This is a genomic window from Vibrio sp. RM-41-2B, from assembly GCF_024744415.1.
In the GTDB taxonomy this organism is placed as follows: Bacteria; Pseudomonadota; Gammaproteobacteria; order Enterobacterales; family Vibrionaceae; genus Vibrio; species Vibrio diabolicus.
This window is the reverse complement of record NZ_JAMQWD010000054.1, coordinates 1-20,249: the sequence shown is the minus strand read 5'-3', so window position 1 is coordinate 20,249 and position 20,249 is coordinate 1. Positions and strand designations below refer to the sequence as shown.

18 protein-coding genes are annotated in these 20,249 nt (G+C 44.1%); 11 read left to right on the top strand and 7 right to left on the bottom strand.

Annotation, left to right across the window (positions count from 1 at the left end; translation table 11 throughout):
* The first annotated feature begins 55 nt into the window (after positions 1-55).
* On the top strand, positions 56-427 hold the full coding sequence (gene queD / locus NB463_RS22170) for a 6-carboxytetrahydropterin synthase QueD (RefSeq protein ID WP_170903008.1): 372 nt from the start codon (positions 56-58) through the stop codon (positions 425-427).
* Positions 428-517: 90 nt separating this feature from the next.
* On the opposite strand, the gene NB463_RS22165 is transcribed toward queD, so the two are convergent.
* The 5 genes from NB463_RS22165 to NB463_RS22145 form a co-directional block, all read right to left on the bottom strand.
* Positions 518-985, bottom strand: a complete 468-nt coding sequence (locus tag NB463_RS22165) for a GNAT family N-acetyltransferase (RefSeq protein WP_005396898.1) — start codon at positions 983-985, stop codon at positions 518-520.
* A gap of 94 nt (positions 986-1,079) precedes the next feature.
* On the bottom strand, positions 1,080-2,795 hold the full coding sequence (gene tpdA / locus NB463_RS22160; RefSeq protein ID WP_258431436.1) for a cyclic di-GMP phosphodiesterase TpdA: 1,716 nt from the start codon (positions 2,793-2,795) through the stop codon (positions 1,080-1,082).
* 210 nt (positions 2,796-3,005) lie between these two features.
* Complete coding sequence (locus tag NB463_RS22155) at positions 3,006-4,367, bottom strand: L-serine ammonia-lyase (protein WP_005396900.1); 1,362 nt, start codon at positions 4,365-4,367, stop codon at positions 3,006-3,008.
* A gap of 98 nt (positions 4,368-4,465) precedes the next feature.
* Positions 4,466-5,719, bottom strand: coding sequence for an aromatic amino acid transport family protein (locus tag NB463_RS22150; RefSeq protein ID WP_047009959.1), 1,254 nt, complete (start codon positions 5,717-5,719; stop codon positions 4,466-4,468).
* Positions 5,720-6,063: 344 nt separating this feature from the next.
* On the bottom strand, positions 6,064-6,663 hold the full coding sequence (locus NB463_RS22145) for a CoA pyrophosphatase (RefSeq protein WP_005396902.1): 600 nt from the start codon (positions 6,661-6,663) through the stop codon (positions 6,064-6,066).
* A 223-nt stretch (positions 6,664-6,886) separates the two neighbouring features.
* On the opposite strand from NB463_RS22145, the gene NB463_RS22140 reads away from it, so the two are divergent.
* Together NB463_RS22140 and NB463_RS22135 are read left to right on the top strand one after the other, a co-directional pair.
* Positions 6,887-7,426, top strand: a complete 540-nt coding sequence (locus tag NB463_RS22140) for a heme NO-binding domain-containing protein (protein WP_012841652.1) — start codon at positions 6,887-6,889, stop codon at positions 7,424-7,426.
* 7 nt (positions 7,427-7,433) lie between these two features.
* The gene (locus tag NB463_RS22135; RefSeq protein WP_256951151.1) at positions 7,434-9,134 is read left to right on the top strand and encodes an ATP-binding protein; all 1,701 of its coding nucleotides are present in this window, start codon (positions 7,434-7,436) and stop codon (positions 9,132-9,134) included.
* 366 nt (positions 9,135-9,500) lie between these two features.
* Here NB463_RS22135 and pabB read toward each other — a convergent pair whose 3' ends face one another.
* The gene (pabB, locus tag NB463_RS22130) at positions 9,501-10,865 is read right to left on the bottom strand and encodes an aminodeoxychorismate synthase component I (RefSeq protein ID WP_258431434.1); all 1,365 of its coding nucleotides are present in this window, start codon (positions 10,863-10,865) and stop codon (positions 9,501-9,503) included.
* A 271-nt stretch (positions 10,866-11,136) separates the two neighbouring features.
* Here pabB and NB463_RS22125 point away from each other — a divergent pair, with 271 nt between their 5' ends.
* The 8 genes from NB463_RS22125 to NB463_RS22090 all read left to right on the top strand — a co-directional run bounded on the left by NB463_RS22125 (position 11,137) and on the right by NB463_RS22090 (position 19,031).
* The gene (locus tag NB463_RS22125) at positions 11,137-12,654 is read left to right on the top strand and encodes a fumarate hydratase (protein ID WP_258431433.1); all 1,518 of its coding nucleotides are present in this window, start codon (positions 11,137-11,139) and stop codon (positions 12,652-12,654) included.
* A gap of 173 nt (positions 12,655-12,827) precedes the next feature.
* Positions 12,828-13,013 carry a hypothetical protein gene (locus NB463_RS22120; protein ID WP_012841654.1) on the top strand — a complete coding sequence of 62 codons (186 nt, stop codon included), beginning with the start codon at positions 12,828-12,830 and terminating at the stop codon, positions 13,011-13,013.
* A gap of 263 nt (positions 13,014-13,276) precedes the next feature.
* Positions 13,277-14,653, top strand: coding sequence for a YcjX family protein (locus NB463_RS22115; RefSeq protein WP_258431432.1), 1,377 nt, complete (start codon positions 13,277-13,279; stop codon positions 14,651-14,653).
* Positions 14,650-15,690: a YcjF family protein gene (locus tag NB463_RS22110; protein ID WP_053808932.1), complete on the top strand. Its 1,041-nt coding sequence runs from the start codon at positions 14,650-14,652 to the stop codon at positions 15,688-15,690. The genes NB463_RS22115 and NB463_RS22110 overlap by 4 nt, the downstream gene beginning before the upstream one ends.
* A gap of 100 nt (positions 15,691-15,790) precedes the next feature.
* Positions 15,791-17,335 carry a transcriptional regulator TyrR gene (gene tyrR / locus NB463_RS22105; RefSeq protein ID WP_005396927.1) on the top strand — a complete coding sequence of 515 codons (1,545 nt, stop codon included), beginning with the start codon at positions 15,791-15,793 and terminating at the stop codon, positions 17,333-17,335.
* Positions 17,336-17,370: 35 nt separating this feature from the next.
* The gene (rimJ, locus tag NB463_RS22100; protein WP_005388271.1) at positions 17,371-17,955 is read left to right on the top strand and encodes a ribosomal protein S5-alanine N-acetyltransferase; all 585 of its coding nucleotides are present in this window, start codon (positions 17,371-17,373) and stop codon (positions 17,953-17,955) included.
* A gap of 1 nt (position 17,956) precedes the next feature.
* Positions 17,957-18,544 carry an HD domain-containing protein gene (locus tag NB463_RS22095; protein WP_139059824.1) on the top strand — a complete coding sequence of 196 codons (588 nt, stop codon included), beginning with the start codon at positions 17,957-17,959 and terminating at the stop codon, positions 18,542-18,544.
* 13 nt (positions 18,545-18,557) lie between these two features.
* On the top strand, positions 18,558-19,031 hold the full coding sequence (locus NB463_RS22090) for a DUF2947 domain-containing protein (protein WP_046876177.1): 474 nt from the start codon (positions 18,558-18,560) through the stop codon (positions 19,029-19,031).
* Between the two features lie 44 nt (positions 19,032-19,075).
* Here the strand turns inward: NB463_RS22090 and NB463_RS22085 are convergent, their stop codons facing one another.
* Positions 19,076-20,038, bottom strand: a complete 963-nt coding sequence (locus tag NB463_RS22085) for an integron integrase (RefSeq protein ID WP_258431428.1) — start codon at positions 20,036-20,038, stop codon at positions 19,076-19,078.
* Positions 20,039-20,249 lie beyond the last annotated feature (211 nt).

Below are 20,249 nucleotides of genomic sequence, written 5' to 3'. Positions count from 1 at the left end.
GTATGAACACTCTTTTCATGGTATATAAAGTTATTTAAAACAGAGGTTTACTAAGTTGTCATCCCATACGTCTGAAATATACAAAGAGTTTATGTTCGAAGCGGCACATCACTTGCCACATGTACCTGAAGGCCATAAGTGTGGTCGTTTGCATGGACACTCTTTCTTAGTTCGTCTTTATGTAGAAGGTGAGGTAGACCCGCATACTGGTTGGGTAGTGGATTTCGCTGAAATCAAAGCGGCATTCAAACCAATTTACAATCGTTTAGACCATTATTACCTGAACGACATTGAAGGTTTGGAGAATCCGACGAGCGAAGTGCTAGCAAAATGGATTTGGCAACAGCTTAAGCCAAGTTTACCGTTGCTAAGCAAAGTAGAAATCAAAGAAACGTGCACAGCCGGTTGTATTTACAAAGGTGAATAAGTCACTTTTTATTGAGCATTGAAGACAAAGGCAAGCCATGAGCTTGCCTTTGTTGTATCTGGATATTCCCTATTTTTTATACTTTTCTTGCTAGCTCAGTGGATGACGTAAAATCCACTCTTTTTCGTTCTCACCAAACGTTGTTTTCTCTGTATTGATGAATCCACACGCATCAAGAAAACTGATAGCGTATTGCTGACTCTGTGGCACCGTGACGCAAAGAGAGGTGCTTTCAGGGTCAATGGTATACGCATAAACGAACAGTTTGCGTAACGCTTCACTCCCAACCCCTTGGCGTTGGAAACGTTGATCAACCATCAAGTACTTGAGCCCCAGTTCGTGCCTTTTGGCAAAGGGCGCATGTTGGGAGAAGCCTTTATCGATAACAAGATAGCCAACTAATAGATCGTCAGAATAAATCGTAAAGAACGCTTCAGACTTATTGCGTTTTTGATAAGCCACTTCAAACGGCGTAGAAAATCCTTTCTGCTCTTCCTGCACATCCAATTGCATCAAACTCGAAAAATCTTTCAGTTTGGTGGGTTTAATAGCAATCATGGTTCAACCACAAATTGGCGGCATATCCTCATGCCGCCACGAACTTTAATAGAGTATTCCCTCTAGTTTAAGTAACTCACGAGGTTAAGAAAAGCTAGAAATGCAGAGGATAATAATAACCTTGGTGAATATAGGCGCCTAATGTTGTGAGTAAGTGAGCGCTATCGGCGGTTTCTACGCCTTCAACAATGACGGTACACCGATACGTATTTCCCATGGCGATTAACTGACGCAACGTTTCCACTTTCTTATCGTCCGACTTTAAACCAATCACAAATTCCCGATCTATTTTCAAATAATCTGGATTGATTTTACTGATGAGCGACACGTTGTTGTTGCCAGTGCCAAAATCATCGATACTGATTTTACAATCCAGTGCTTTTAGTTTCGCGACATTGCCATAAATCTCGGAGGTATAGTACATCGATGCATTTTCCGTGATTTCAATCGTCAGCAAACGACAATCTCGGTTAGATAGTTCTCTGTGTAGGATTGAAAAGTTGCGTCCTCGCAGCAAAGAAGGACAAACATTAATGCTGATAGGAATAGGCAAGGCTTTGTGCTTAGTATAGATGGACTCTATCACCAGTAAGGTATGAGTTAGGAGCAGCCCATTGCGGATCAGTGTCTCAATAAACCGTTGCGTATTTTTTACCTTAAACCGCGAGAGCGCTTCGTAATGCACAATCTTTTGCGTTGAAGTGTCATAAATCGGCTCCAGTTTGATTTTAAATTGTCGAATTGCACACAAATAAGCCATAAAGGCTTGTAGAGAGCGATGACGCAGTATTATGAGAAACAGCAAGCTTAATAAAATGATGCTTTGAAACGGTCCAGAGATGTAATACACCTCTTTATAGCCGCTGTTCTTAACGTGATAGTTGAAAAAGCGTTCATTGGTGTTACCAATTTCTAAAGAGGTCCCTGTATTGGTTGATAGCTTCATACCGGAAAGAAAAAAACGCGAAATATGATTTTCAACGTTGTCGGATAAGTTAATGTTTTTGACACGAACCAAAACGGTCGCGTTATTCAGGTCAAATGATTGGGTCGTATAATTGCTATTATTACTCCACTCTTCAAATGCTTTTTTGCTGACAGGGACAACGGTTTCGGGGGTGACTAAACACCGGATATTGAAACGGTCCAGCATCATGCTCGATTCGACCAGCCTTACATTATCAAAGAGCGACTTCAATTCTCTTTCATCAGCAAAGCAGCTCTTTTGGGAAAGGTTCTCTGCAATTTCGAAGGCGTTATCCAGATAATTATGTTTCACAATGCTGTTTATCGCGTAGTAACAGATGGCAAAGAAAATGATCGCTGTGATCAACACGACCCACAGCGTATCTGAATAGATCTTTTTATTACGCAGACAAATACGAAGGGCTTTGCCAAGGCTGTTTGTTGTGTATTGATTGATCTTGTGTTGATGGTCGATGCCATTCTGATGGTTGTTTTGCATAGTAAAAGGGATGAAGTATCCGGTCCGGTGAATATTTTCGATAATATTTTTTTTTGTGGTTACGTGTTCTTCCGTGAGCTTGCGAAATTTCTTTCTTAGAGCGGCCACCGCGTTTTTAAAGCCATTTTCAGGCAGTGTCATTTTGTATTGTTGAGTGATTTTGCTTTCTATCAATCGCTGGCTAATTGGCGTATTTAAGCTGCCGTATTTGGCGATGGTTGACAGAATGGCGTACTCATTTGGGTTGACAGGAATGGAGTGGTGGAGTGATTGATTGAGCTCTAAAGATATTTCGTTTTCGGACAAGCAAACGCAGATTTGGTTTCCAATTTCAAACCTAATCATGTGTTGGTGTGCTCCAAGTTTAATTTTTGGCTACGTTATCAATAAAGCTAGGAGAGGGATGTGATTTTTTACGGGGATATCCATAATAATTGGATATATTCAAGGTTTTAGGTTTTTTTATGCTGGGTGTAGCAACCCATTATTCATGGTTAATGAAGTATAAAAAACCCGAGCAGAGGCTCGGGTTTCGTCGATATTCAGTAAGGCTTATTAACAGATAACTTTTACTGCTAGGCCGCCTTGAGAAGTCTCACGGTATTTCGCGTTCATGTCTTTACCTGTCTCTAGCATGGTTTCGATAACTTTATCTAGAGAAACAGTAGGAGCAGAAGAACGACGCAGTGCCATACGAGTTGAGTTGATTGCTTTTACAGCTGCAATACCATTACGCTCGATACATGGAACCTGAACCTGACCTGCAACCGGGTCACAAGTTAGACCTAGGTTGTGCTCCATCGCGATTTCTGCCGCCATACATACTTGCTCTGGGCTACCACCCATAAGCTCAGCAAGGCCAGCTGCCGCCATAGAACATGCCACGCCAACTTCGCCCTGACAGCCAACTTCTGCACCAGAGATAGACGCGTTGCGCTTGTAAAGGCCGCCAATTGCACCAGAAGCTGCGAAGTAACGGATGTAGTCTTTCTCAGTTACGGTTTGAATAAACTTGTCATAGTAAGCCAATACCGCAGGGATGATGCCACATGCACCGTTAGTCGGCGCAGTTACAACACGACCACCTGCTGCGTTCTCTTCGTTTACTGCAAAAGCAAACATGTTTACCCAGTCAACAACAGACATTGGATCGTTCGTTGTTTTTTCAGAAGTAAGCAGTTGCTGACGAAGTGCTGCCGCACGACGAGGTACGCGTAGTGGACCAGGCAGAATGCCTTCTTCGTTCATACCGCGATCCATACATTCGCGCATTGTGCGCCAGATGTTTGCGAAGTAAGTACGAGTTTCTTCGTCAGAATGAAGCGCATGTTCATTTTTCATGGTTAGCGCACTGATAGACAGGCCGCTTTCATGACATTGCTTTACAAGTTCTTCTGCCGTTGTAAACGGGTAAGGAACTTTTACTGGGTTCTCAACTTCTTTACCGAAGTTTTCTTCATCAACGATGAAGCCACCGCCGATGGAGTAGTAAGTTTTTGAGTACGCTTTTTCGTCATCAATCCAAGCGTGGATTTGCATGCCGTTTTCGTGTAACTCAAGGTTTGTTTTGTGGAAGTTCATTCCACCTTCACGTGGGAACGATACTGTGTGACAGTGCATGCCAACAGGAAGGCGTTCAGTTTCTTCTACTCGAGCGATAAAGCCCGGGATAGAATCGATATCAACTTTCTCAGGAGTGTTGCCTGCAAGACCCATGATGATAGCAATATCTGTGTGGTGACCTTTCCCTGTCAGTGATAGTGATCCATAAACGTCAACGGTGATTTTAGTGATGTCGCGCAGTTTTCCCATTGCACGAAGGTCATCAATAAACTCTTTACCCGCTTTCATTGGGCCTACAGTGTGTGAGCTTGAAGGTCCAACACCGATTTTATAGATATCAAAAACACTAATCATATCGATTACCTCAGAAGAAAGCCTCCCAAGGGGAGTTGGGAGGCTTAATTTTATCGTTATATTTTTGGATTAATCATACCGTGCTAGGGCAGGGATGATTAAAGAGCGCCGTAGATTACAGAACTAATGGCAGCAAGACCACAGATTGCTGTGAAAATTTGCACAGGTGCTGAAGTTTTGTACTTAGCCATCGCTGGAACTTTTTGCATTGCGAAGATAGGCATCAAGAATAGGATTGCCGCAATCATCGGTGCGCCCATTGTTTCAATCATACCTAGGATGCTTGGGTTAACGATAGCAACGATCCAAGTTGTGATTACGATGAAGATAAGAGACATCTTCTCGATCTTGCTTACTGGCGATTTTGAACGAGATTTCACTAGACCAACTAGACCTTCATGCGCACCTAGGAAGTGGCCGAAGTAGCTAGAAGTGATAGCCGCGAAAGCAACCAGTGGACCTAAGTAAGAGATCAGTGGAGACTCATGAACGTTTGCTAGGTAAGAAAGAACAGAGATGTTTTGCTCTTGTGCTGTTGCTAGTTGCTCTGGAGACAGAGAAAGTACAACAGAGAAAACGAAGAACATTACAAAGCCCATTAGCATCATCGCTGCGCCACCAGTGATAGCGTCAGTTTTCTTAACTGCGTCATCACCGTATACACGACGTTGTTCTTTAGAGAACTGAGAAATGATTGGGCTGTGGTTGAAAGAGAACACGATAACAGGGATTGCTAGCCATACGATAGCTGGCATTGCACCCCAGTCAGGTGATACTTCCATCATTGAAGTGTTCCAACCAGGAATTAGGTACACAGACAGCGCTAGTAGGATGAACACTAGAGGGTAAACCATCGCTGAAGTTGCTTTCAGCATAAGCTCTTTACCGAACACTACGCCCGCTGTCATTGCAGCGATAAGTGCACCGGAAAGTAGCCAGCGAGGAATAGATTCCATACCCATTTGGTTAACTAGGAAAGAGTCAACCGTGTTTGTGATACCAACACCGTAGATAAGTACGATTGGGTAGATAGCGAAGAAGTAAGCGAACGTAATAAGGTTTGCGCCAGTCTTACCAAAGTGCTCTTCTACTGTGTCAGTGATGTCCGCTTCTGGGTTTTTCGCAGAAAGAACGAAGCGAGCTAAAGATTTGTGTGCGAACCAAGTCATTGGTGCTGCGATTAGGGATAGGATTACTAATGGCCAAAAGCCACCTGCACCTGCTTTAATAGGAAGGAATAGTACACCGGCACCTACTGCCGTACCAAAAAGGGACAGACACCAGGTAAAGTCTTTGTAAGAAAACTTACTAGACGATTGTGCGGTAGAAACCGCAGAAGTAGTTGTATTCATTTTTTAGTTACTCATTTTGGGAACAGGAAATAAGTCGGGAGTAATTTTGCAAGATTTTACACTAGGAAAATTAGATCTAAATCATTTATTGCTTACGCTTATTGAATGATATGTCAAAAACCTGCTTTTTATCACGAAAATGATGTGCTACTCGTGATTTCTGCTAATGAGTAAAATTAGAAAAACTTATCGATAGGGCTGTTTGTATAAATTTATTTCACCGCAAGCGTTTGCGGTGAAAACGGCAAATTAATCTAATGTGAATGAATGTTTATGAAGCAACGTTTTATTAATATTGATGCGCATGATGATCGCATCCATAAAAATACCGATATCAGAAGTTTTTAATGTGAAATGATATGTTTTTGCATTGATTCGATGATTTGTGCGGTCATGCCCCAGATGAAATGCTGTCTATATGGGATAGCAAATACACGATGACTGCTGTTTTTTAGGTCAAACTTGGTGCTGTACAACTTTTTCGGATTCAGAATGTGGTTGGCAGGAACTTCAAAAACGGACTCCACCTCATTTGGGTCAATATGCGTTTTATACTCAGGAGAAATAAAGGCCAAAAACGGTGTCACATTAAACTGACTAATCGTTGGCAATGTTGGAAGCTGGCCAAATACATGAATATGTTCATCTTCTATACCGATCTCTTCTTTGGTTTCTCTTAATGCCGTATTGATTAGATGATGATCTTCCTGCTCAAACTTACCGCCGGGGAAACTGATTTGTCCCGGATGATGACGCAAGTGCGCTGCTCGCTTTGTCAAAATGACCTGTAGCCCCTCCGGGCGTTCTACAAAACCAATTAAGACCGCTGCGTCTCGCAGTGATTTTCCTTTCATCCATTTCAGTCGCGCGAGGGACTCTTTGTGGTAACCCGTTGGAAGCCGAAATTGAAAGTTTTGCAGTAATTGAGTTTTGTCGATAACCAAACCAAATCCTTATTTATTGTGCCTAACCACTATTTATTATACTCAATGGCCGCAAGAGGCGTGGTGCTATCGCCGTTGGTACGGCAATACCAAAGCATGTCCATTGGTTCTTTCCCTGCTTTGTGTCGTGTGTCTCACTCTGCTTGGGTATAATAATTTGAAACTTATAAGGTTATAAACCATTCTTTATTTTAAGACGTCACTATGGGGCAAGTATTGACTAATGAAAGGGATTATTTTCACCGAGTTCATGGAGTTAGTGGAAGAGAAGTTTGGTCTCGATGTGTTAGACCAAGTGCTCGACCTTTCTAATGACGAAGGGATTTATACGGCGGTTGGTAGTTACGATCATAAAGACTTGGTTAAATTGATTGTGAATCTCAGTAAAGTATCTGGCATTCCACCTGAACAACTGCAAGAAGTATTTGGAGAGTGCGTTTTTTTGAATTTACTTCGCTCGATTCCTAGTCACGCGAGTTTGCAGCAGTGTGAAACGACATTTCAATTTGTTCGCCATGTTGAAGATTTTATTCATGTCGAGGTCAAAAAGCTCTACCCAGATGCTAATCCTCCTCAGTTTGATTTTATCAGCGAGACTCAATCAAACATGGTGTTTGATTATCGAAGTGCGCGGTGCATGTCTCACGTATGTTTAGGTCTAATAAAAGGCTGCGCGGCGCACTTTGGTGAAGTTATTCATATCAAACACCAAAACCAGTCAGAAGATGGTAGCCAGGTTCGCTTTTGGTTAGAGGCACAATAAGAACGATATGACAGGAAGTTCCTCGCTAGAAAGGAAACTCAAACGAGAAATCGAATCAAGAAAAGCAGCTGAGCGGTTATTGGAGCAGAAGAGCTTCGAACTTTATGAATCTACTCAACAGCTAAGTGTTGCTTTGAAAAAGCTTGAGTTGAAATCAAAAAAGGATTTACGCAAGTTTGAGTTCGAAGAGAAAGTTGACGCGACGCTGATTAAGTTTGGTCGAACTTTTTTGTCGAGCACGTTTGATGAAGCCATGATTGCCAGTTTTATTGAACAGCTCACTTCGAACTCAATCATTTCTGCGGCTTACTTACATCTTGATTCCACAAAACTCTCTTCTTTGCGCCGACATCATTTTGGTCATTTACAGCTTCGCCATGAGAATACGATTAAGACTGTCCCCAATTGGCAGGGGGAGAACTTGCATTTGCCTATCATCATTGACAAGCAAACAGTAGGGGAGTTGATCTTCTCTGTTCAGTTGGATCAAATCGATCAATCGTTTATTTCCAAACAGATGGAGCTGGTATCGGATTTGGTTCATGGGGTCATTGGGCGGCATTTGAGTTTAGAGCGAGAAGTGGAGCTGCGAAAGCGAGCAGAGGAATCGGAAAAAGCGACGAAAGAGTTTGTCGCAATGATTAACCACGAGTTGCGTACACCTCTTAATGGCGTATTAGGTAGTGCTGAACTACTAAGTCGAACACAGTTAGGTGAAGAGCAACGCCATTACCTAAACAATTTGACTCAATCGGGAGACTTGTTGAGGGTTATCATTAACGATCTTCTCGACTTCAGCAAGATGAATGCCGGTATGATGGAAATCATCGATAAGGTCTTTGCTTGGGAAGAGCTTGAAAAAGCCATCATGGGGGTATTTTCAGCTAAAGCAGCAGAAAAGCGAATTCATTTCTCCATCGATAAAAAGCTCGGTATTCCCGAGTTTTTAGTTGGTGACTTAGAGCGAATTACACAGATCTTGGTCAACTTGGTGGGAAATGCTATTAAGTTTACTCATTTGGGTGGGGTGGTGCTGCGAGTGGAGTGGATAAACGGTATTGCGCATTTTGAGGTTGAAGACACGGGGATTGGCATCCCGATAGAAGCACAGCCCTCACTATTTGACCCATTTGTGCAAGTAGATCGCTCGGCGAAGCGCAGTTTTGAAGGCTCAGGTTTGGGCCTTGCGATTTGTAAAAATCTAGTGGATTTGATGCAGGGCGAGATTAGCTTTGAAAGTGAAGAACGCAAAGGTACCACCTTCAAAGTCTCTATTCCTCTAAAGGAGGGGCAAGCCCCAGGCGCAGCAGAGGGGGAATTAGCTACCATAGAGCGAAGTGATTTGGCAGGACGCTCAATATTGGTGGTTGATGACATCAGAATGAACCAAGTGATAGTTACTCAAATGCTGAAAAAACTCGACATTACACCTGATTTAAAAGCCAATGGGAAAGAAGCTTTAGAAGCGGTGAAAAACAAAGATTACGAACTGATATTTATGGACTGCCGAATGCCAGAAATGGATGGTTATGAGGCGACGATGTATCTGAGAGAGCGTGGCTTTACTCATCCTATTATCGCATTAACCGCTGGCACTACCATCGAAGAGCGTCAAAAGTGCATTGATTCAGGCATGGACGACATCCTCACTAAGCCGTACACCGCAACCGATATTGAACAGATCATGTGTAAGTGGCTTGAGCAGTAGACGCTGCCTCTTAAAAAACGGATTCTTGTTAGCCAACGGCTAAAAGCCAAAGTACCTGTAAATAAAACACACAAAAAACGCTCCACACTGGATAATGCCGATCGCTTAACGATGTTTCTTGTGTCATTCCAGCGAGCCTTGGCGAGACTAGGAATCTAATAGCGCATGCTGAGCGGCTAATGAAACAAATTTGACCATAAAGTGCTCGGATAGAAAAGCCTACATCACGCTCCTTCATCGCTGTACAGGATGACGAGATACAGAAATATGCCCACTCGCTGTTAAACGAGCGGCATTATCCGTACTGGAGGCGTTTTTGCTTGTTTTCGTTAGCAGGATTCATAGACCGTTGCCATTTGACGAAACCTACGATTGCAGCGCTGGCAAAATCTTTGAGAGCTTATCCAACGTTTCTTGATATTCAGAAGCGCAATCGCTATCTGCAACGACGCCGCCGCCAGCCCAAGCGTACAGTTTGTGATTCTCCGCTACGAGAGTGCGGATGGTGATGCTGGTATCCATACGACCATGGCGAGAAATGTAGCCAATACTGCCGCAATACGCGCTACGTCGATGTGGCTCTAATTCTTCAATGATCTGCATTGCGCGAACTTTAGGTGCACCCGTAATTGAACCGCCTGGAAAACACGCTCTCAGCAAATCTGCAGGAGAGTATTGCTCATCCAAATTCGCACGAATGGTGCTCACCAAATGATGCACTGCGGGGAAGCTTTCAATCTCAAACAGCTTTGGCACGTGAACGCTACCCGGTGACGCAACTCGACCAATGTCATTACGCAGCAAATCGACAATCATTAGGTTTTCTGCCTGATCTTTTTCCGCTGTCTGCAAGTCATGGGCATTAGCGTTATCTTGCCTTGGATCTTCGCTGCGTGGTCGAGTACCTTTGATTGGTTTCGTTTCAATGACGCGATCTTTGAGTTCTAAAAAGCGCTCTGGAGAGATACTCAAAATCGAAGACTCTGGCATACGGATAAAAGCGGAAAATGGCGCTTGGTTGGCGGACTCCAATTTCAGATACGCTTGCCACTCACTGCCTTGATACGGTGCGTTAAAGCGTTGCGCCAAATTGATCTGATAGCAGTCACCGCTCAACAAGTATTCTTGCACCTTGTCAAAGCGAGTAGCGTAGCTCTCTTTCGTCATGTTTGACTGCCAATCACCAGACAGAGCGAAGTCTACGCTTTGCTCTGCTTCTTGCTCGTCTAACCATTGCCAAGCTTGCTCGATATTCTGACCGACTAGGCAGGCTTTTTTAAGCTTGTGGTCAACAACGACGGCCCATTCATACAGACCTACCGCCATATCGGGCGTGTTGAGATCCTTTTCGGCCAGTTCTGGCATCGTTTCTACGCGGCGACCTAAATCGTAACTGAAGTAACCGAGCGCACCGCCGACAAAAGGCAAATCCAATTCTTTATTTAACTCAACGTGAGGAAGCCACTGTTCTTGCAACTGATGAAGCAGCGCGAATGGGTCATCTTGAGTTGAATAGGCATTCGATGGCGTTTCAACTTGTGTGCTTTCGGCAGTGGTTTCTAACGTTGCAATTGGGTTGGCAACCAACACATCGAAGCGACTATCGATATGCGTTTCTGATGCAGAACGCAGCAACATCGCCCAAGGCTGGTGTTGAATGCGAGAAAAGAGGTGAAGAGCAAACTCTGGTGCGTATTCCAGCGTTTTAAAATCAATGAATTGATTGTCCATGTTGTTCATTTGTGTAATTTGTGACAAAGAGATCGTTCACTGCATGGCATGTCATGGGCAGCAAGAGTATCATATTCCTCTGTATAGCCAAACTCCCTCTATTCATAGGGTTTTGAGATGGTTTACAAGTAGGCGACTTCAGCGTTTCGTGTGTCGATATCAGCCGTTCGACAATTGTTTATAAAAAAACGAAGCTCAAAAGAGCAATAAGCTCAACAAACACGATTGAAGCCAAGCCAATAATGGAAGCATAACTATAACGAGGCATGTAATGACGGTAATACGCAAGCAGGATGTAATCAGCAGTGTCGCTGATGCGCTACAGTATATTTCTTACTACCACCCGCTAGACTTTGTTCAAGCTCTTGAAAAAGCCTATCACCGCGAAGAGAACCAAGCCGCTAAAGACGCGATTGCTCAGATCCTAATTAACTCCCGAATGTCCGCAGAAGGTCACCGACCAATTTGTCAGGATACTGGTATCGTGACGTGTTTCGTCAACATCGGTATGGGCGTGCAATGGGACTCAACCGACATGACGGTTCAGCAGATGGTAGATGAAGGTGTTCGACAAGCGTATACGAACCCAGACAACCCGTTGCGTGCGTCAGTACTTATGGATCCTGCCGGTAAACGTATTAATACCAAAGACAACACGCCTGCCGTCGTACATATCAACATGGTTCCGGGCGATAAAGTTGAAATTCAGATCGCTGCGAAGGGCGGCGGTAGCGAAAACAAAACTAAGATGGTGATGCTAAACCCATCTGACGATATTGCTGAGTGGGTAGAAAAAACGCTACCAACAATGGGGGCGGGCTGGTGTCCTCCTGGCATGCTTGGCATTGGTATCGGCGGTACGGCTGAAAAAGCAGCGGTATTGGCAAAAGAATCTCTAATGGAACACATCGATATTCAAGAGCTTATTGACCGTGGCCCGCAAAACGCAGAAGAAGAGCTTCGTCTTGATATCTTCAATCGCGTGAACAAACTTGGTATCGGCGCGCAAGGCCTTGGTGGTTTGACAACTGTTGTCGACGTTAAGATCAAAACGGCGCCAACGCACGCGGCTTCTAAGCCTGTTTGTTTGATCCCGAACTGTGCGGCGACTCGTCACGTACACTTCACGCTTGATGGCAGCGGCCCAGCAGAGCTCACGCCACCTAAACTAGAAGATTGGCCAGACATTACTTGGGAAGCGGGAGAAAACACGCGTCGCGTAAACTTAGACACGATTACTAAAGAAGAAGTACAAGAGTGGAAGACAGGCGAAACCGTTCTTCTATCAGGTAAAATTCTGACTGGCCGTGATGCAGCGCATAAACGTATTCAAGGCATGCTAGATAATGGTGAAGGTCTACCAGAAGGTGTAGATCTAAACGGTAAGTTCATTTACTACGTAGGTCCTGTCGATGCAGTTGGTGATGAAGTCGTTGGTCCTGCTGGTCCAACAACATCAACGCGTATGGATAAATTCACCGATATGATGCTAGAAAAAACAGGCATCATGGGCATGATCGGTAAAGCTGAGCGTGGTCCTGCAACGGTTGAATCTATCAAGAATCACAAAGCGGTTTACCTAATGGCTGTTGGTGGCGCGGCGTACCTTGTAGCGAAAGCGATCAAGAAAGCTCGCGTTGTCGCATTTGAAGATTTAGGTATGGAAGCGATTTACGAGTTTGAAGTTGAAGATATGCCAGTAACAGTGGCTGTAGACTCAAATGGCGTTAACGCGCACCAAATCGGTCCTGACACTTGGAAAGTGAAAATCCAAGAGATGGAAGCGTAAGGCAAACGGTAATCTTACATTGTCTCAGGAGAGAGAATGTGACAAGGTGCTGATTTACCTAGCAAACATTTGACAAAAGTGCAGCGAAAACTGCACTTTTTGTCTATATAATGTAGATATAAACCTCAGGGCATAGCAATCAAACGTTATGCGAACAATAATTAGGAGACGGCATGCCTCGTTTTATTCAGATTCTACAAATTATTCTTGCTGTAGTGGTAGGTGGCTTTGTTGGCTACGACTTGATCCTTCACGGCATCAGCATCTTTGATGAGAAGTACGTGACCATCACGTGTGTATTGTGGCTGATTTTAGAAATCGCTCTATTTGTTATCTATAAATTAATCGAAGACGACTAGACTCAAAGAAAGCAGGTTTCTGTTCAACACAGTAATCAGCATAAATAGGGTCACTAATGCTTTAGTGTTGATTAAGTAAGCCTCTGAACCACTCAGGGGCTTTTCTTTTTTCATCCTGCTTTAAGCGAATGTTTTGTTCATCTTTTATTAAGGTATATAAAGTTAGACTCATAGAGTTCAGTATTAAAAGGTAAGTATTCATAGATTAATACCCGAAGTTGCTGATAACGTTGTTTTAGAGCGGAGCAAGATAAAGAAGCGCAATGAAGAGAATAAAGAAAGAAGTTAATGACTTTATCAACAGAGGTATGGACTCTAATGTTCGAATTGCTGTCACCGGACTTTCTCGTGCCGGTAAGACGGCATTCATCACGTCATTAGTGAATCAGCTTCTTCATACTGCAACCCATGACAATTTGCCTCTTTTGACTGCGGCTAGAGATAAGCGCCTTATTGGGGCGAAGCGTGAGCCTCAATCGAATATGATGGTGCCACGCTTTGCTTACGATGAGGCGATGAGCCAAATTCATGCCACTCCACCTCAGTGGCCAGTACCGACACGTGATGTGAGTGAGATTCGCTTAGCGCTCAAGTACAAACCAAATAAAACTACGAAAAAGCTGTTGAGTAAAACCGCAATTTTAAATGTTGATATTATCGACTATCCAGGAGAGTGGTTGCTCGACCTGCCTTTATTGGACATGGACTTTGCAACGTGGTCGCAAACTCAGTTTGATGCACTTAAAGGCCAGCGTTGCGATTTAGCCAAAGCTTGGCTTTCTGAACTGGAGAAAGTGGATCTCTTTGCAGAAGTGAATGAGAAACTACTTGAGAAAGTTGCACACACATACACAGAGTACCTTCATTCTTGTAAAGACTCTGGCCTTCATTGGGTTCAGCCTGGCCGCTTTGTATTACCTGGTGAGCTAGCAGGCGCGCCGGTGCTACAGTTTTTTCCGTGTCGTGCTGATTCGGAAAGCAAAGCGCCCAAGGGCAGTAACTTAGCGATGCTAGAAGCCCGTTTTCAGGAATACCAACAGAAAGTAGTGAAAGCATTTTATAAGCATCATTTTGCGACCTTCGATCGACAGATTGTGCTGGTGGATTGCTTGCAGCCTCTCAATGCCGGCGATGAAGCGTTTTACGACATGCGCCAAGCGCTAGAGCAGATCATGCATAGCTTCCGTTATGGTCGTAGTAGCTTTTTGCGCCGTTTATTCTCACCAAAAATCGACAAAGTGCTGTTTGCTGCCACAAAAGCGGATCACATAACGCCCGATCAGCATCCCAATTTAGTGTCTTTGCTACAACAAATGGTGCATCCAGCGTGGCAAACCGCAGCCTACGAGAATATCGAGATGAGTTGCATGAGTATCGCTTCTATCCAATCAACCACGACGGGATTTATTTCTTCTGGAGATAAGACGATTCCGGCGTTACAGGGTACGACGTTGGATGGTGAGCCGATGACGATGTTCCCGGGAGAAGTGCCGAAAAAACTACCAAATGCGGCTTATTGGCAAAACAACGGGTTTGATTTTACGTCATTCCGTCCAATGCCCTCACCGAATGATGAGCCAGTGAAGCACATACGCTTAGACAAAGCACTGGATTACCTGATTGGAGATAAATTGAAATGAGTGAGTTGAAGCAAAAACAAGTTTTCTCTGAAAAGGCGATGGAAAAAGAGCAGCAATCGAATCAACCGGAGTTGACGGCGCAGCAAACATTCGGCGAAAAAGAAACATTCGTACCTGTTGAACTTAAAGAAGAGCGCCAGGAGACCGAACAGGAATTGCAACTCGAGCATGTCATTCGTCCAAAACCGGGCAGAAAATGGCTTGCGACTGGCGCATTTGTCACCTTTGCTGGTTTGGTTGGCTGGCAAGCGGTGGACTCGGTTATAACCGCAATTCAAACTTCTGATTGGCTGGCTTTAAGCTGGACGGGGTTTATTGCTGCGATCGCTTTGCTTGGTTTAGGGGCGATGGGTAAAGAGCTTTGGAAACTGCGCAAACTACGAAATCATTTTAGTGTTCAAGAAGAAGCCGAAGCACTTGTTAATAGTGAGAGTGTGGGGAAAGGGAAAGCCTTTTGCGAAACAGTGGCAGAACAAAGTGGTGTGATGGCAGAGAACCCGGGCTTTGATCGTTGGCAGAACAGCATTAACCCTGCTCATAGTGATGCTGAAATCCTTGATATGTATGACTCGATGGTGGTGAGCCAACAAGACAAATTGGCAACGAAAATCGTATCGCAGCACGCAACCGAGTGTGCGGCCCTAGTCGCGGTGAGCCCTCTGGCTGCCGCTGATATGTTGCTGGTGGCGTGGCGAAATTTCAAAATGATCGACAACCTCTCCAAGGTATATGGGGTAGAGCTAGGTTACGCCTCTCGCATCAAGCTACTAAAAGCGGTATTTGTCAATATGGCGGCGGCTGGTGCCAGTGAGCTAGCTATTGATGCCAGTATGGACTTGATGTCGATGGACCTTGCGGGCAAAGTCTCCGCTCGTGCGGGGCAGGGGCTAGGTGTTGGTATTCTAACGGCACGTTTGGGCTTGAAAGCGATGACCTTATTGCGTCCACTACCATGGTATCCTGACCGTCAGGTTAAATTGGGCACCATACGCAAGGCTGTGGCGGCGAAAGTTGCATCAATTACGATGAAACCGTAACGAATATCAACTTTGATGGATAGGATTGCTTGACGCCATTCCAAGCATGATAGAAACTACTGTCAACTTTTCCTGACAGTCGTGAATTGGGATATTTTCAGTGCGTCTTGAAGTCTTATGTGAAGATCGACTCGGCTTGACCCGAGAACTGCTCGATATTTTAGCGTCTAAAAGCATCGACTTGCGTGGTATCGAAATCGATATTAGCGGTATTATCTATTTGAATTGCCCGGATATTGATTTTGATACGTTTAGTGAGCTGATGGCTGAAATCCGCCGTATTCCGGGGGTGAAAGACGTACGTAAAATCCAGTTTATGCCGATGGAGCGCCACAATACGGAGTTGCTCTCGCTAGTTGATAACTTGCCCGATCCGGTTTTTGCCATCGACCTTAAAGGTGCCGTAGACATGGCAAACATGTCTGCACTTTCACTGCTTGGTCTTCACAAGCAAGAAGTAATTGGCACGCAGATCGGAGCTTTGCTGCCAAGTGTTCGTTTTTCTCGCTGGTCTGAAGGTGTGAATGGCAGAACGCGGGAAAACCTTGTGATTGATGGCTTGGACTATGTTCTTGAGTTGATGCCAGTTTATATCCGAGACGAAGCGCAAAACTCGACCTTAGCTAGTACACTGATGACGATTCGCTCTAGTCAGCAAGTCGCAAGAATTGAAGAAGCGCTACCGCTACATAATCCTCTGGGTTTTGAGCACTTTGTTGGTATATCGAACCGTCATAAAGCGCTAATGAACCAAGCTAAGAAGCTGTCTGTGCTTGACCAGCCACTGTTAATTGAGGGCGAAACAGGGACCGGTAAAGAAATGCTTGCTAAAGCTTGCCACAGCCGTTCTAGCCGTGCGAGCAAGCCATTCTTAGTTTTGAGTTGTGCTTCGATGCCTGACGATGTAGCAGAAACCGAACTTTTTGGTCATGCGCCGGGTTCATTTAATCATGAACAAGGTCACAAAGGCATCTTTGAGCAAGCAAATGGCGGGACAGTATTTCTTGATGAAATCGGTGAAATGAGTTCGCATCTTCAAATCAAGCTGTTACGTTTTCTACAAGATGGTAATTTCCGTCGTGTCGGTGCAGAAGATGAGATGCATGTCGATGTTCGTATCATCGCTTCAACAAAACATAACCTCGCTGAGCTTTCTGAAGCAGGAATGTTCCGTGAAGATTTGTATTATCGTCTCAACGTACTTACGCTCAGCATTCCTCCGTTACGTAAGCGCTCAAACGACGTTGCACCATTGCTTGAGTTGTTTGTGGCGAAACATGCTCAACAGCTTGGGATTGATAAGCCAGAGTTTGATGATGGCCTAGTTGATGCCCTTGCAAATTATCAGTGGCCAGGAAACATGCGCCAGCTGGATAACATGGTTCTTCGAGCGCTCACTGAAATGGATGGTGGTATACTAAACGCGGAGCACTTCAATTTACCTCAGCCTCAATCAGTCGGCGCTGGTAGTGCAACGCTTAACATCGACGGTTCATTGGATGAGATCATGCGTGACTATGAATCTCAGGTTCTGGAGCGTTTGTATCAGTCATTCCCATCAAGCCGCAAACTTGCTAAGCGCTTAAATGTATCGCATACCTCAATCGCTAATAAACTGCGTGATTACGGTATCCGCAAGAATTAATCGAATTGAACGAAAGACGGAATTAATCATTTGTAATGGAAGATAACAGCTCATCTATCGCCGTTCATAAGTTGGACGGTGACTTGCTTCTGCGTACCGCTGAAATCGGTGACGCAGATATGATTGCCGAGTATTTTCAAGCGAACCGAGAATACCTGAAACCGTTTGAACCGAAACGTGAAGAGGCTTTTTTCTCAGTGAACGGTTGGTTGCAAAAGCTCATCAAGCTCAATGAGCTGCATCGAATGGGATTGGGGTATTATTGCCTTTTAGTCAGAGCCTCTTCGGGTGAAATGCTAGGTACGATATCCTTTAGTAGTTTGAGTCGTTTCCCTTTTTATTCTTGTAACGTCGGATATTCTCTCGCTGAAAAAGCGCAAGGGCATGGTTATATGCGTCGTGGATTAACCATGGCTTGCGACTACATGTTTAATGTTCAGAAACTGCATCGTATTCAAGCTGGCTACATGCCTCACAATAAACGCAGTGAATCTGTGCTAGAGCATGTAGGGTTCAACCGAGAAGGGTATGCAAAAGATTACCTTTTGATTAATGGTGAGTGGCAAGACCACGTTCTAACGTCGCTTATTAATCCGAATTGGCAGCCAGAAGGGCGATAGTATGGAACGATTGGAAAAGCAGTTAGCACTTGTAATCGAGCTCGATAAACTCAAAAGCATTTTGCGCCGAACTCGAGTTAAAAGTGCTGAAGGGCGCCTCGAAAATAGTGGTGAGCATAGTTGGCATGTCGCACTGATGGCAATATTGATGGAAGAGCATGCGAATGCACCTGTTGATATTTGCCGAGTGATGAAAATGTTATTGATACATGATGTAGTAGAGATCGACGCGGGCGATACCTTTGTTTATGATACTGCTGCGTCTCAAGAGCAAGCAGAAAAAGAAATTAGAGCCGCAGAGCGCTTGTTTGGTATTTTACCCAGCGATCAGGAGCAAGAGCTATTGGCGCTTTGGCATGAATTTGAAGCCGCGCAGACCGATGATGCTAAGTATGCAAAAGCACTCGATCGGTTAATTCCAATGCTCTTGAACTACCATAATAATGGTCAGAGTTGGAAGGAACATGGTGTTTCACGCGAACAAGCACTTACCATTAATAAACGAATTGAATTTGGCTCTGTTACCTTATGGGACAAAGCGAAAGAGTTGATTGAAGAAGCCACAGAGAAAGGTTGGCTGAAATCGTAATAAAGGAGACTGAATGTCTTATTTGCCTTTGGATGAATACCAAAGAAAATGGATTTTTACGCATCAGTCGATGCCTGTGCCAAAAGAAGATTTGGCTTTTATTAAGCCGATGAGCCAAGCTCGTTCTGCACAATTTTGGAAAGAAAATATTAGTGCTCAAAGCCCTGATATGGATCGACTTAGCTCCCAAGATTGGCCAATGAATGAGGCGAACTGGTCTGAAGTCGTTGATTGGATGGCTGCGTGGGAGTTGGATGATCCGGATATGCCAGCGGAAGTAGAAGCACATATCGATTGGCAAGACGATGTGACCGTTTACTTTTGCTACGAGAAGTACAATGTCATCGAAACTAAGTGGTCGATTTTTAAAAAGCATTGGAAGAACTTTCTCTTTTATGATGATGGTCCAATATTGATTGGACGTCGTCGTTCACAAGCGCTTTGGTTTGACTCAAAGGGCAATGTAAAACTCGGTGTTCGTCAATAACGAGTTATACTGCAAAGCCACCTTTTCGAGGTGGCTTTGTTTTTCTAAAGGCTGGATAATGGACTCAACACGCCGCCAGCCCCGCGCTCGATAACGTGAGTATAAATCTGGGTGGTTTTTACATCGGTGTGACCAAGCTGCTCTTGTACTGTTCTAATATCAGCACCAGACTCCAATAAATGTGTGGCAAAGCTGTGCCTGAGTGTATGGCATGTTACTGTTTTCTCGATACACGCATCCGTTGCAGCGCGCTTTACCGCTCTTTGTATTGCACTTTCATTGATATGATGCCTTCTGAGCTCTCCGGTGTCCCGATCTGAACTTAACTTTGTTGATGGGAATAAAAAGTGCCAGTTGAAATCTAGCTCCGCTTTTGGGTATTTACGTCGTAAACCTTCAGAGATGTATACGCCCGCATAACCAGGCATGTGTCTATCTTTAAAATAGTAATCTCTTGTTAAATTAACCTGAGCTTTAAGCGGCTCATGTAACTCTTTTGCTAACGTTACGGTACGATTTTTACCTCCTTTTCCTTGCCAAACACGAATTGCACCATAATCATAATCGATGTCCTGAACTCTTAAGCGCAAACACTCCATGACTCGAAGCCCTGAGCCATAAAGCAGCTGAATATGGAGTTTATACTTCGGGTCGATATGTTGAACGAATCGTCGGATCTCCTCCCTAGTTAACACAACGGGAAGTTTCTTTTCGGTCAGAGATTTCTGAAATCTCATATCAAGTGATAGTGGAGTTTTGAAATAATCACGATATAAAAATGATATTGAGTTTAGTGCCAAAGCTTGCGTTTTTACCGCAACTTTTTCTTTTACCGCTAAGTAACTCAGGAACTGAACGACATCATCTTCTGCTAGTGTCGAAGGGTGGGCAAGCTGGTGGAAAGTGATAAAGCGTTTTATCCAAAATAGATAACTTTCGATGGTTTTATTCGCATAATGACGAGTAAGCATGTGCTCTTTTACACTAAGTAAAAACTGGCTTTTCATGATAAAGTTGACCTGTTTATTTATACAGTCTCTTTAATCTATCACCTCTTTTGCAATTAGCGTCCATTGCGCCGTCTAATTGCGCGCGCGACCACACATATTCATACTGTTTTTCTATTTGTTTCATGCATATAGGTGCTACGATTCATAGCGCTTTTGATCAGAAAGAAGGCGGTAGCCTGCCAGAAAGGAGGCAAAATGCCGTATAGAA

Bases quoted from the DNA above. Each gene is read 5' to 3' on its own strand.
- NB463_RS22165 (WP_005396898.1), bottom strand. From the start codon at position 985: ATGATTGCTATTAAACCCACCAAACTGAAAGATTTTTCGAGTTTGATG.
- tpdA (WP_258431436.1), bottom strand. From the start codon at position 2,795: ATGATTAGGTTTGAAATTGGAAACCAAATCTGCGTTTGCTTGTCCGAA.
- NB463_RS22155 (WP_005396900.1), bottom strand. From the start codon at position 4,367: ATGATTAGTGTTTTTGATATCTATAAAATCGGTGTTGGACCTTCAAGC.
- NB463_RS22150 (WP_047009959.1), bottom strand. From the start codon at position 5,719: ATGAATACAACTACTTCTGCGGTTTCTACCGCACAATCGTCTAGTAAG.
- NB463_RS22140 (WP_012841652.1), top strand. From the start codon at position 6,887: ATGAAAGGGATTATTTTCACCGAGTTCATGGAGTTAGTGGAAGAGAAG.
- NB463_RS22135 (WP_256951151.1), top strand. From the start codon at position 7,434: ATGACAGGAAGTTCCTCGCTAGAAAGGAAACTCAAACGAGAAATCGAA.
- pabB (WP_258431434.1), bottom strand. From the start codon at position 10,865: ATGGACAATCAATTCATTGATTTTAAAACGCTGGAATACGCACCAGAG.
- NB463_RS22125 (WP_258431433.1), top strand. From the start codon at position 11,137: ATGACGGTAATACGCAAGCAGGATGTAATCAGCAGTGTCGCTGATGCG.
- NB463_RS22120 (WP_012841654.1), top strand. From the start codon at position 12,828: ATGCCTCGTTTTATTCAGATTCTACAAATTATTCTTGCTGTAGTGGTA.
- NB463_RS22115 (WP_258431432.1), top strand. From the start codon at position 13,277: ATGAAGAGAATAAAGAAAGAAGTTAATGACTTTATCAACAGAGGTATG.
- NB463_RS22110 (WP_053808932.1), top strand. From the start codon at position 14,650: ATGAGTGAGTTGAAGCAAAAACAAGTTTTCTCTGAAAAGGCGATGGAA.
- rimJ (WP_005388271.1), top strand. From the start codon at position 17,371: ATGGAAGATAACAGCTCATCTATCGCCGTTCATAAGTTGGACGGTGAC.
- NB463_RS22095 (WP_139059824.1), top strand. From the start codon at position 17,957: ATGGAACGATTGGAAAAGCAGTTAGCACTTGTAATCGAGCTCGATAAA.
- NB463_RS22090 (WP_046876177.1), top strand. From the start codon at position 18,558: ATGTCTTATTTGCCTTTGGATGAATACCAAAGAAAATGGATTTTTACG.
- NB463_RS22085 (WP_258431428.1), bottom strand. From the start codon at position 20,038: ATGAAAAGCCAGTTTTTACTTAGTGTAAAAGAGCACATGCTTACTCGT.